At 46.6% G+C, this 13,193-nt stretch carries 9 protein-coding genes; all 9 read left to right on the forward strand.

The features are described from left to right. The first annotated feature begins 25 nt into the window (after positions 1 to 25). The gene (locus DFQ00_RS16195) at positions 26 to 1,450 is read left to right on the forward strand and encodes an NHL repeat-containing protein (protein WP_110897632.1); all 1,425 of its coding nucleotides are present in this window, start codon (positions 26 to 28) and stop codon (positions 1,448 to 1,450) included. Further along, positions 1,434 to 2,069 (forward strand): YIP1 family protein, encoded by a 636-nt coding sequence (locus DFQ00_RS16200; protein WP_110897535.1) that lies wholly within the window; start codon positions 1,434 to 1,436, stop codon positions 2,067 to 2,069. The genes DFQ00_RS16195 and DFQ00_RS16200 overlap by 17 nt, the downstream gene beginning before the upstream one ends. Before the next feature lie 16 nt (positions 2,070 to 2,085). Then, positions 2,086 to 4,656, forward strand: a complete 2,571-nt coding sequence (locus DFQ00_RS16205; RefSeq protein WP_110897536.1) for a DUF5696 domain-containing protein — start codon at positions 2,086 to 2,088, stop codon at positions 4,654 to 4,656. Next, positions 4,653 to 5,555, forward strand: a complete 903-nt coding sequence (locus tag DFQ00_RS16210; protein ID WP_110897537.1) for a carbohydrate ABC transporter permease — start codon at positions 4,653 to 4,655, stop codon at positions 5,553 to 5,555. Before DFQ00_RS16205 ends, DFQ00_RS16210 begins: the two co-directional genes overlap by 4 nt. A gap of 17 nt (positions 5,556 to 5,572) precedes the next feature. After that, a complete protein-coding gene (locus DFQ00_RS16215) occupies positions 5,573 to 6,520 on the forward strand; it encodes a carbohydrate ABC transporter permease (RefSeq protein ID WP_110897538.1) in 948 nt (315 codons plus the stop codon). A gap of 223 nt (positions 6,521 to 6,743) precedes the next feature. Then, positions 6,744 to 8,456 carry an RICIN domain-containing protein gene (locus DFQ00_RS16220; RefSeq protein WP_244213886.1) on the forward strand — a complete coding sequence of 571 codons (1,713 nt, stop codon included), beginning with the start codon at positions 6,744 to 6,746 and terminating at the stop codon, positions 8,454 to 8,456. Positions 8,457 to 8,770: 314 nt separating this feature from the next. Next, positions 8,771 to 11,095 (forward strand): helix-turn-helix domain-containing protein, encoded by a 2,325-nt coding sequence (locus tag DFQ00_RS16225; RefSeq protein ID WP_174812088.1) that lies wholly within the window; start codon positions 8,771 to 8,773, stop codon positions 11,093 to 11,095. A 168-nt stretch (positions 11,096 to 11,263) separates the two neighbouring features. Beyond that, complete coding sequence (locus tag DFQ00_RS16230) at positions 11,264 to 12,238, forward strand: ABC transporter permease (protein WP_110897540.1); 975 nt, start codon at positions 11,264 to 11,266, stop codon at positions 12,236 to 12,238. A 27-nt stretch (positions 12,239 to 12,265) separates the two neighbouring features. Beyond that, a complete protein-coding gene (locus tag DFQ00_RS16235) occupies positions 12,266 to 13,192 on the forward strand; it encodes a carbohydrate ABC transporter permease (protein WP_110897541.1) in 927 nt (308 codons plus the stop codon). Position 13,193 lies beyond the last annotated feature (1 nt).

Genomic DNA, 13,193 nt, shown 5'->3' on the forward strand with positions numbered 1-13,193 from the left:
AAGAAAACAACGGAAATGGATCATCATGAGCATGGTCTGCCTCCTGCTGTTCAGTTCAGCAGCATTACCTGCGAGCGCAGACGGTCAAGCCGATGCTTACCATTATTCATTCTATGGTGATGCCGTTCCGGCTCCGGCCGCATATGAGGCAACCATGATCATAACGGGCAAGAGACTGAATATCAGTCCGTTCAAGGAACCAAGTGATATGCATGTTACGGCGGATGAACGTGTGTATGTGCTGGATTCAGGCAACGCACGCATTGTCGAGCTCGACCGGAATTTCATGCTTGTACGGACCATTGATTCGTTTCAAAACAAAGGGAAAAAGGATCAGTTTAAAAATCCTCAAGGCCTGTTTGTTACAGATAAAGGAGATATTCTCATTGCCGATTCGGACAATCAGCGGGTGGTTCATCTGAATGACAAGGGCGAGCTCATTAAGATTGTGGCTGAACCGAAATCAGATTTGTTAAAAGAAGATTTTCAGTTCAAGCCCATTCGGATTGTGATGGATAAAGGGGAACGCATCTATGTTATGGCCGAAGGCGTATTTGACGGCTTCATGGAATTCAGTGCAGATGGCGAATTTTCCTCCTTCATCGGGGCTAACCGGGTGCAGGTTGATCCAGTGGAGTATTTGTGGAAACGACTCGCCACTCGCGAGCAACGAAGTCAGATGGTGATGTTTACACCGACCGAATTCACCAATCTGGACATGGACGAAGAGGGATTTATCTATGCAACCAGTGGGGATCGTGGTAAAGATCCGATCAAAAAGCTGAATGCACAGGGAACGGACATTTTGCGGAGAGAAGGCTATTCAGCTCCTCAAGGCGACTTGCGATACATGAACGAAAGCGGGCCTTCTCGTCTGATTGATGTGGATGTGGGAGACAGCGATATGTACTCCGTACTGGATTCAAACAAAGGCCGGATCTTCACTTATAACGGTGACGGCTACTTACTTCATATCTTTGGCGGAATCGGTAACCGGCTAGGCTTGTTTAATACCCCTGTCGCATTGGAGAGGGCAGGTGACCGTATGCTGGTACTGGATAAAGCGCTTGGTGAAATCACGGTGTTCCAAACAACAGAGTACGGCCGTACCTTGCATAATGCGGTGCGCAGTTATTACAACGGCGAAGAAGATCAGTCCTCGCAGCTCTTTGCCAAGGCAGCGGAGATGAATGCCAATCTGGAATACGCCTATGCGGGAATTGGTAAAGCGCTGCTTCGCCAAAAGCAGTACGCCGAGTCGGCCGAATATTTCAAACAAAGCATGGAGCGCAAAGGATACTCCAAAGCGTTCCTGTTGTATAGGAAAGAGCTGATGCGCGAGCATTTTTCATGGGTGATGTCCGGTATATTCCTGGCTGCAGCTGCGCTCGTCACCGTTGTTATCGTTCGCAGACAGAGAAGGAGGACAACGAATGCAGGCATCAAGTAAACAATTGTACCAGGTTCCACTGCATCTGATTTTCCATCCATTCGATGGTTACTGGGAATTGAAGTATGAACGGAATCAAAGAACGACATTGCTGATCTCGTTGATGATTATGGTTCTGCTGGTGATCACTAAAATTTTGCAGGCGCAGTATAGTGGATTTCTTATTAATTTTAACAATCCCAAGTATCTGAATAGTCTGCTTGAAGTGGTATATGTGATCGTTCCAGTCCTGTTCTGGTGTGTAGCTAACTGGTCTTTAACTACACTCATGGATGGGGAGGGCAAGTTCTCCGAGATTTTCATGTCCACATGTTTTGCACTGGTGCCGATGTTTCTGGTGCACTTCCCGTGGATTTGGCTGAGTCTCGCGATCTCTGCACAGGAGACGGCATTTTATTATTTTTCTAACGCAATAGCCGTGTGCTGGACGATCTATCTGCTGTTTGTGGGCAATATGACCGTGCATCAATATACACCTGCCAAAACGATTCTGACGATGCTGCTGACCCTTGTGGCTATGGCATTCATGGCATTTCTATGCTTGTTATTCTTTAGCCTTATACAGCAGATTGTATCCTTTGCATACACCATTTATCAGGAATTAGTGCTTCGGGGCTAGGAAGGAGGAAAACACAATGAAATACGCCGCAGCCAAAAAAATAACAGGAATACTGCTGATGAGCAGTTTACTTCTAAGTGGTTGTCAATTCTCTACATCACCGGCGGCTCGCGAGACGGCAGCAGATGTTAGTCAAGTGGAGACCCCTTCCCTGCCTCCCGGAGAAAAGCTGAAATCTGCGTTTAGCGATACCCGTATACCTGGCATGATCGGCATCGCCCGTAATGATGCATTGCAATTATTGATTAATGAAGAGACCGCCGAAATCGCTGTAATCCATAAGCAGAGCGGACAGATCTGGCGCAGTAACCCGGCAGATCGTGAGAAGGACGGTATTGCTGCCGGGATTAACAAGGATCTTTTATCCGCTCAATCAAGGCTCAGCTTTTTCAATAGCTCAGGTCAGAGCAGCATGGTCAACTCATACACAGATAGCATTCGGCATAAGCAAGTGAGCTATGAGGCATTACCGAACGGAGTACGGGTGCATTATCAGTTTGGTAATACTGAACGTTCCATTGAAGATCTGCCTGTAAAGATCAGCAAGGAACGCTTCGAGCAAAAGCTGCTGGCAAAGCTCGATAAGTCCGGGGAACGAGCCCTGAAGGTTGGGTATGCCGAGGACAAGGAGGAAGGAGTGTATGTTCGGATCGACAAGGCGATGCAGGGCTTGCAGCTTACTCGTGCCTTGAAGGCTTTTGAAGACGCTGGCTACACCGAAGAAGATCTGGCCCAAGACCATGCCGAGCATGGCATCGAGCATGAGCGAAGCGGACCGCGCTTGTTTATGCTAACGATAGAGTATGAGCTGGATGGAGATCAGATGCTTGTGCGTGTGCCTGCATCTGGCATTCATTTTCCAGAGGAATACCCGATCAACACCTTATCGGTGCTCGAATATTTCGGAGCTGGAGGCTCCAAGGATGAAGGAGCGATTCTCGTTCCTGACGGCTCGGGTGCACTCATTCATTTTAACAACGGAAAAATGCAGTATCCGTCCTATCAACAGGATATTTATGGTCCTGACCTGACGATGAAGCTGCGGGAAGCAAGCTCAAATGAAAGCAAGGCCAGATTGCCGGTCTTTGGCATGATTCGTCCTGAGGGGGCTTTCTTAGGCATCATTGAAGAAGGTGATGCGGTAGCTATGGTGAATGCAGATATCAGCGGCAAACTGAACAGCTACAATAACGTATATCCGAGCTTTTATGTCGTCAACAAAAGTGATATCACCCTGCAGTCGAGTGACATGGTTCGCACGCTGCCTAAGTTTCAGAATAAACCGACATCTTCCGACTTTGTCGTTCGATATGCTTTTGTTGGAGCAGAGCAGGCTTCCTACTCGGGGCTGGCTTCACTATACAGGGAGCATTTGCTTGCAACAGGAGGACTCCCGGAGATGGAGGCTGATCAAAAGTCCGCAGGTGTGCCGTTTTATCTCAAGCTGTTCGGTGGCATGTCCACCAGACAGCACATGCTGGGTATCCCTTATAACTCCACAGAGGCACTGACTACGTTTGAAGAGGGTCAAGCGATCCTTTCCAAGCTAATGGAAAAAAATGTGTCCAACATTCAGGTCCGTTATGCGGGATGGTTCAATGACGGTCTGCATCACCGATTGCCAGATTCCATCAAGGTGGATGGTGTGATCGGCGGGAAAAAGGGAATGAAGGCATTCGGCGAGTATACGAACGACGCAGGGATCGGCTTTTATCCGGATATGGCTGTACTGCATGTGCAGTCTAAAAAAGGATTCAGTCCTTCGAAAGAGGCATCTCGGACTTTGACGCAGGAACCTGCGGTTTTGTATCCGATGGACCCTGCTTTACAGCGCAGATCCAAGGATTTATCCGCATCCTATGTGCTCTCTCCGAATGAGATTAATGAGGTAACTACAGATATGCTGAAAGAATTGAAACCGCTCGAATTGCGAGGTGTTTCGCTTAAAGATATGGCTGAGCAGCTTAATAGCGATATGAATCCGAAAAAGCTGCTGGATCGTACACAGGCATTGGATACGGTTCGTCAAGCGCTGGATCAGATCAAGCAGCAAGCTGGCTCGATCGTGGCCGAGGGTGGGAATGGTTACGCTCTGCCTTATGTTACAGGGCTTACAGATGCTCCAATGGCAAGCAGCAGGTTTAAGCTGGAGGATGAAGAGGTACCCTTCTTCCAACTGGTCGTGCATGGCAATATCAGCTATACGGGATCTCCGTACAATCTGTCCACATATACCGATGCAAGACAATATGTGCTGAAGCTGATTGAATACGGTGCCAGTCCTTATTTCGCCTGGTTTAATGCGCCTAACCATGTTGTAAAGGAGACCGACTACAACAATCTTTATGCCGCGAATTATGAGCAGTGGATTGATCTGGCTGCTGATATGTACAAGGAAGTCAGCCAAGTCAATCTGCCATTTACAGAGCAGCCGATGATTGCTCATGAAGCTTTGGCCGAAGGTGTATTCCGAACAACCTATAAAGGCGGAGGCTATGTGATTGTGAATTACAATGACCATACGGTTGAAGCAGGAGATCATAAGATTGAAGCGCTAAGCTATGTGACGGGTGGTGGGCAACGATGAAGACACTCATGAGATTGAAATGGGGAAATCGTACGTATGCTCAGCAGAAAGCGATGTGGGGTGTAATCTACGTGCTGCCGTGGCTCATCGGCTTCATATTGTTCTTCTTTGTTCCGTTGCTTGCTTCGCTACGATACAGCATGAGCAAGATTCAGGCGAATGCAGACGGCATTGCCATACAATTCACAGGGTTAGCCAATTATGTTCAGGCCCTTACCGTTAATACCAGCTTTAACCGGGCGCTCATTGAGTCGATCACGGACGTGTTGGTGAATGTTCCGCTTATTGTAATCTTCAGTTTATTCCTGGCGGTGATTCTGAATCAAAAATTCAGAGGCCGTGCTGTGGCTCGATCCATCTTTTTCTTGCCTGTTATTCTGGCTTCCGGCGTCATCATGTCGCTGGAAAGCACAAGTCTGATCGAAGCTGTTAACCAGAACAGCACGGGTGGAAGTGCATTCGGTACATTGGAACTGGAAGGTTTGATGCTGAATGCAGGTGTAAGTGAATGGGTTGTCACATATTTAAGCGGAGCTGTTGATCGAATCTACCAGATTGTCAGTCAATCGGGTGTACAGATTTTGATTTTCCTCGCCGGAATCCAGACCATCTCGCCGCAACTGTATGAGGCTTCCAAAATGGAAGGTGCGACAGGATATGAGGCATTTTGGAAAATAACGTTCCCGATGGTGAGCCCGCTTATTTTTGTCAATGCGATCTATACGATCATTGATTCATTTGCTAATAACGCCATGACGGAGCTGATTCGTGATACGGGCTTTGTTAAATTCGATTTTGGCCTTAGCTCTGCGATGGCTTGGGTATATTTCGTAGCGATTGCGATCATTCTTGTCGTTGTATCTATCATTTTCTCGAAACGAGTCTTCTATCAAGATTAGAAAGGAGGGCATTCCGCGTGACGACATCAAGATTATTATCGCTTGAGCATTGGAAGAGCTGGCTGTGGTCTGTCATCCGCTTTGTTCTGATTACCGGACTTTCCTTTGTTATTTTGTTTCCGATTTTCCAGAAAATCTCGACATCCATCAAAGCGAAGGGAGATCTCTATTCGGCCGTAGTCGTATGGATTCCCCAAAATTTCTCGATTGATAATTTCAAACAGGCCATACGTGTTATGGATTATTGGGCAACCCTGTTCAACACGTTTGCGCTCTCGGCAACAACAACACTGCTGACAACTGCATCCTGTGCGCTCGCAGGATACGGTTTCGCCAGATTAAAGTTTAAGGGCAGCAACTGGCTGTTTGCCGGCGTCATTCTGACAATTCTTGTACCCCCCACGACGATTCTTATTCCGGTGTACCTGAATCTGAAGAGCTTTGATCTGATGGGACTGATGACGTTGATTGCGGGCAAGCCTGTAAATCTGCTTAATACGTACTGGCCATTTATTCTGACGGCTATTACGGCGAATTCACTCAAGGCGGGCTTATATATCTTTATTTTCAGGCAATTTTTCAGAGGTATTCCAAAAGAAGTAGAGGAGGCGGCTTACGTGGATGGGGCGGGCATTGGACGCACCTTCTCCCGAATCATGCTGCCTAATGCGATTCCTTCTATGGTAACGGTTATGCTGTTTTCCTTTGTATGGCAGTGGAACGACAGCTTTTACACAACGACATATCTGACCTCTAGCAAAGTCATGTCAACACAGTTGTCGTCTCTACCCTACAATCTGGCTCAACAGGTTACGGATGGCGCAGCTTCCCAGGCTGACCCATTCTATCTGAGCATGATTCAGGATACAGGTATTTTGCTGGCGATTCTGCCTTTGATCATCATTTATTTATTCGTGCAACGATATTTTGTGGAGAGTGTGGAGCGTACAGGTATCGTAGGATAACATGAACGGCGTGAAGGCAGACCGATGACACAAAATACACAAGGAGGGAGGAGTTTGTGTAATGACCCTCGTGATAAACAGTTACCCGCACTGGATATGGGATGGCTTGAGGGAGCGAGCACCAACGAGACAGCTATAGTTGTTGAAATGATGCCTGTCGGCTGCTTGTGATCACAGTAATGTAAGCCAATTGACTATAACAGGAGGAATAGCAGTGAAAAAGATGTTGATGTCTTGCAAGCTTTTACTCGTTCTTGCATTAATGATTACAATTGCGCCATGGGGAGGTAGCAAGGCTGATGCTTGGGTAGGCATGCCTATGGGGAAACTGCATGTCAGTGGTAAAAATCTCGTGAACAGTAACAATCAGCCTGTGCTTCTGAACGGTTGGCATCAGCCTTCCGGTGCATACTGGACTTATCAGGATAGCAACTATTATTTGAATCTTCATGGAAACAACCGTCATGCGGCAACTCTTGCCTATCTGAAAGATATTACAGACACCTTCGCTGACACCAGCCCGAAATACGGAAGCAATCATGGCTGGAAGATGAACCAGGTACGTCTGTTCATTGATCGTCAAGACATGGGGGATGTGGCGGAAGGTACATATAACTTTGCCGGTGTACAGACTGTAACGCAGAACGTCATCATCCCTTATATTCAGTACGCCAAAACCAAAGGTGTATATGTCGTTCTGGGATTGGACTTCACCTTGAAGGATGATCAGGCGACAACAGCAGCGAACCTGCAAAAATTCAATCAAATCTGGGGTTATCTTGCCTCCCGCCCAGAGATTAAAAGTGCAGACAACGTTCACTTCGAACTGATCAACGAGCCGGTGAAATCGTATGCTAACGGACACTGGGGCGGATACAACGGGGAAAATGATTTTGTGGATCACTGGAATGACTTGCGTAATTTCCAGAATTCCATGATTTCAACGATTCGTAATCAGGGTGCAGACAACGTCATCTGGGCAGCGGGTCTGGGCTACAATCAATTCTACAGCTTGACAGCAAGTCATCCGCTGACAGACCCTCTGAACAATTATGGTTATGCTGTTCACTGGTATCCAGGATACGGGGCATATGACAACTTTAACATTTTGCAAGATCAATGGAATACCAACATCAAGGCAGCAGCTGATAAATATCCAATCAATATTACAGAAGTGACCTGGTTCAAGAACAAGCCGGGAGATTCCGCTTACTGGAACCTGTTTAACGGCAGCAACGAAGGGTTTGGTACGAATACCAAAACAATCTTCAATGCTGCAGGCAATGTGAGCATCGCGGCTCATATGAACGGCTTCATTCTGGAGCCAGGTACACGCAGCTCGTTCGCTGATCCTACGGCAGGACTGAAATGGGATGGAGATGCATCACGCAGTGCGATGGGACGTTTCCTGTTCAACTGGTACAATGAACGTTCCCAGAATTATGGCAGCGGTGGAGGCGGTAATCCAACCAATCCAACGAACCCGACTACAGGTCTTGTGTCTGGTGCAACCTACAAAATTGTAGCGCGCCACTCCAACAAGGTTATTGATGTTCCGGGCGGGCAAAATGTGAATAACCTTCAGCTTCAGCAGTGGAGTGATCTGGGGGGGAATCCTCAGAAGTGGGTACTCACTTCCATCGGAAACGGTAACTATACACTGACCAGTGTGAATTCCCCGGATAAGGTCATTGATATTCGCAACGGAACAACGACGAATGGGGAAGCGGTGCAATTAATGGCCAATCTGAACACAACGGCACAGCATTTCAAAGTCAATGACCTCGGCAATGGGTACTGGAGCATTATCAACGTAAATAGCAACAAAGCGATTGAGGTAGCTAACGCATCCACATCCGATGGTGCGGTTCTGCAACAAAACACGTACACGGGTGCAACGAATCAACAATGGAAATTTGTTGCCGTAAGCAATTAATACGAGATAGTCATAGTTTGTGTCAAATGCTAAATAACCCTTTCAAGTCCATATATGACTTGGAAGGGCTATTTTTTTGTGCATTTTTTTTTAATGGCTGGATAGAAAGCGTTCGCAATGTTGCTAAAACTGCTATACTTAGCCAAGCAATGCAGTGCAGATAAGAAAATCTGGTATTGTCTCCTTGCAGGCGGCAAATGTACCCTAAGGAAGAAGTTGTACCTTCACTGTGAAGAAAAGCCCGTTGTATCATGAAATGACTATAATATAACTTAAAAATGTAAGCGCTTGATTAGAAAAAGGGGGGAGTACATTTGAAGCTCCTATGGTCCAAATTTTCACCGATGTTCCGCAGATTTTTAATCTCCTACTTAATCATTCTCATGATCCCGCAGATCGCCGGATATGCCTCTTACAGGGCATCTATTGATGCGGCCCGGGCAAGCTCAATTGAGAACAGCCTGAAATCCCTCAATCTTGGCAAAGAAATCATCGAACGAAATCTGCTTCAGGTGGAGGCATTCACCAGACAACTCGCAATTAATCAGGATCTCTATCGTTTGATTGCTGATCCCAAGCCGCTTGATGTATACAACGTGTATGGCATAGGCCGCATGCAGCGCAGCCTGTCCATGTACAGCAGCACAAACGAATATTTATCTCATTTTTTCATTTATATCCCTAATTACAATGTCATCATTACACCCACTACGGTGTATTACAGACCTGAGCATTATTATGCAGCCAATGCACTTGAGGGCATGACCTATGAGCAGTGGAGCGCAAATATTTTGAAAAAGCCGCATTTCAACGAAATGATTCCACTCCGAAATTACAAACGCGAAATAAGCAACAATGTCATTACTACCGTGCCGGCTATTACATTTCTGCAATCGTTGCCGCTCAACAGCTTTAACAAACCGCAGGCAACGATTGGTGTGTTGATCAATGAAGATAAAATGGCTAATTTGACCCAGCATATTGTGGATCAGTATGGCGGGTGGACGCTGGTTCGTGATGCTGAAGGGAATGTTATCTTTTCACGCGGCATAGCACAGGCCGAGGCACAGCGTCTGGCGAAAAATCACAATAGCGCTGCCAGACAGGTGCAGCCGATCGAGGGTGGACGATTACTCTTATCCATAGAGTCGGGTCAGAATGGATGGAGCTATATGGCAGGTATTCCAGAGAAAGCACTCATGACCAATGCAGATCAGATCAAACAAGTCACGCTTGCGTTCACGGTGGCGACACTGGTGCTTGGACTCGCATTTGGACTGGTGTTAGCTTACCGCAACAGTGCGCCTATATATAAATTGCTGTCTGTATTCCGTGAGCAAACGAATGAGCCCACGGGTAAAAGACGCAACGAATATGATTTTTTGGCGAGCCATATTCATCATCTGATTGCCAACAATCACTCGCTCGAGAATGCACTGAATGAACAGATTCCACTGCTGCGGGACGGCTTCATTAAACGGATGCTTACGGGCGAGTTCTATACGACAAGAGAACTGGAGGCCATCTCTTGTCAGACTCAGATTTCACTACAGAACACGCAAGGCATGACGGGACTGCTCAAAGTCAATGGTTACGCGAGCTTGGATAGCGAGGAAATTATTCAGGAGCTTGGTGTGGCGAAGCTGATTGTCCGGCAGACAATTACAGATTGGAACGCCGAGGTGCTTTTGACTGACTGGGGGACGGATCAGATTGCGTTTATCTGTCCCTTCTCTGACCAACCGCTGAAACAATCCATGCATCATTGTGAGTTCGAACTGGAACGGCTGAGAGAGCTGATCTATAAAGACTACCGCATATCAACAACGATAGGCACAGGAGCAGCATATGAGGTATGGAATGATGTCGGACGTTCATTTGATGAGGCGAAGCAGGCGATGGAATATGCCATCCATTGCGGGGCAGATCAACTTATCAAATTTGAAGATACACTCAAGGAAAATGAAATGTATTATTATCCGATTGAATCGGAGCAGCGCCTGCTGAATACGGTCAAGGCGGGTGAAGTGCAGGAAGCGCTTCGCATTCTGGACCACCTGTTTGTGCGGAATTTTGAAGAACGAGAGCTTTCATATGAGATGGTACAGCAGTTCATTATGGAATTAAAGGGCACATATCTGAAGCTGGATGAGTCCAAAATCAAACTCGATGATTCGTTTACGAATGAGTATAAAAGCTGTGTCGCAAGCATCCAGAGCACCGATTCCATTCACGCATTACGTGGCAAATTCAAACGTCTGACCGAAGAGATGTGTACGGAGGTTGTCAAAAAAAGATCATCCACTCATGCCGATACTGTTCAAGAAATCATGAGTTACATTGAAAGGAACTATGGAGATGCGAATCTGACCATCTACCGCATCGCCGAATATATGGGGAAATCCGAAAAGTTCATCTCCCAGTTATTCAAAGAGCATACAGGAGAGAATCTTTCTGATTACGTGGAGCGTATCAGAATCAATGCAGCGTCAGGACTTCTCCGGGAGAGCGGTCAAACTATTGATGAAATTGCACTGACTACAGGTTATAATAGCGCGCATTCATTCCGCAGAGCATTCAAACGTGTACGCGGCATTTCACCGAGTGTATTTCGTAAAATGGACAATCAGAGCGGCTAATGTACCATCCGCTATATGAAGCCTTTTCGTGTAATGTACCTTAAATGTCGAGATGTACCTTTACCTCCATTCACGGTCAAACGTATGATTACAGCACAAAGAAAGCGCTACCATTTAAGGTTTTCCGAGTGGCGTGAACTTGATCATAAGGTACCGTTGACTGGGGGGATGATTCTGAGAACAATAACGACTAGTGAAGGCAAGTCTGATGTGAAGGAGCGCGGGCGATCTACACTAAAGCATGCGCTGTCCAGAAGTTTCAGGAGGCACTGGCAGTTGTACCTGCTTGTTTTGCCTCCGGTGCTGTATTTTATCATTTTCAAGTATGTACCGATGGTGAACACTGTGCTTGCATTTAAAGATTATAACGTTATCAAAGGTATTTGGGGCAGTCCGTGGGCTGGGACAAAGTATTTCGAGATGTTATTCCAGAATCCCGCATTTGTGATGTTGATCAAAAACACACTATTGATTTCGTTCTACAGCCTGATTGTCGGATTTCCCATTCCGATTTTACTGGCGCTGGCTCTGAATGAGATTAAAAACATCCGCTTCAAGAAAACCGTGCAGCTGGTCACCTATGCTCCTTATTTCATATCCACAGTGGTTATGGTGTCGATCATTATGCTTTTTCTATCGCCAAGACTGGGGATCGTGAACACGATTGCAGGTGCACTTGGATTCGAGGCAGTGAATTTTCTGGGGAATCCAGACATGTTTCGCTCTATATATGTCTTCTCGGACGTGTGGCAGAGCATGGGGTATTCTGCGGTCATCTATTTGGCGGCGCTGGCGGGTATTGATCCCTCTTTATACGAAGCCGCCAAAGTGGATGGAGCCAGTCGGCTGCAGAAGATCATTAATGTAGATTTGCCGGGCTTACTCCCGGCGGCTGTCATTATTTTGATTTTGAGTGTCGGCAATATTATGGCGGTAGGCTTTGAAAAAGTGTATTTGCTGCAAAATCCGCTAAATCTGTCTGCTTCGGAAATCATCTCAACCTATGTTTATAAAATGGGTCTGTTAAACGCCAATTACAGCTTCGCTACAGCGGTAGGTTTGTTTAACTCTCTAATCAACCTCATTCTGTTATTAGCGGTCAACGCAGCTGCAAAACGGCTGTCCAACACAAGCCTATGGTAAGCACACGGGAGGGAGGAGACTTGGAAGATGGCTAACGTAAACACTCAGGCCGGACGTCCGGGAAAGAACAGAAACACCGTAATCCGAGAATCAATGGGAGACCGCCTGTTTATTACCTGCATCTACATCGTTCTGTCACTCGTGCTGGTTGTTGTGCTGTATCCCTTAATCTACATCGTCAGCTCGTCACTGAGCAGTCCGTCAGCGGTATCGTCGGGTAAGGTATGGCTGTGGCCGGTTGATCTGTCACTAGAAGGATACAAGGCCGTTCTGCGCAATGAGCAGGTGCTGACGGGGTACGCCAACTCCTTGTTTTATACAGCGGTGGGCACGTTTATCAGCGTAGCCTTGACCATCATGATTGCTTATCCGTTGTCCAAAAAAACCTTTGTTGGACGCAGCACACTTATGATTTTTATTACTTTTACGATGCTTTTTGCCGGTGGTTTGATTCCGACCTATCTTGTTGTCAAGTCTCTGGGGTTAATTGATACAAGGTGGGCGTTGCTGATTCCTAATGCGATCTGGGTATGGCAGGTTATAATCGCACGAACCTTTTTCCAGAATTCCATCCCGGATGAGCTGTCAGAGGCGGCTGACATTGATGGCTGTAGCGATATTCGCTTTATCTTCAGTGTTATTTTGCCACTTGCCAAGCCGATTGTGGCTGTATTGTCACTGATGTACGCCGTCGGACAGTGGAACGCCTATTTCGATGCATTGATTTATTTGAAATCACAGTCGCTCTACCCGCTACAGCTGATATTACGAAGCATTCTTATTTTGGGCAGCTCAGGCAATATGGACGCTTCAGAGATGATCAAGCAGCAGCAGATGGCTGAATTAATGAAATATTCCCTGATCGTTATGGCGAGCTTGCCTGTTCTGATTATTTATCCATTCGTACAGCGGTACTTTGTGCAAGGCATGCTGATTGGTTCAGTTAAAGGGTGAG

The organism is Paenibacillus barcinonensis (assembly GCF_003217495.1).
In the GTDB taxonomy this organism is placed as follows: domain Bacteria; phylum Bacillota; class Bacilli; order Paenibacillales; family Paenibacillaceae; genus Paenibacillus; species Paenibacillus barcinonensis.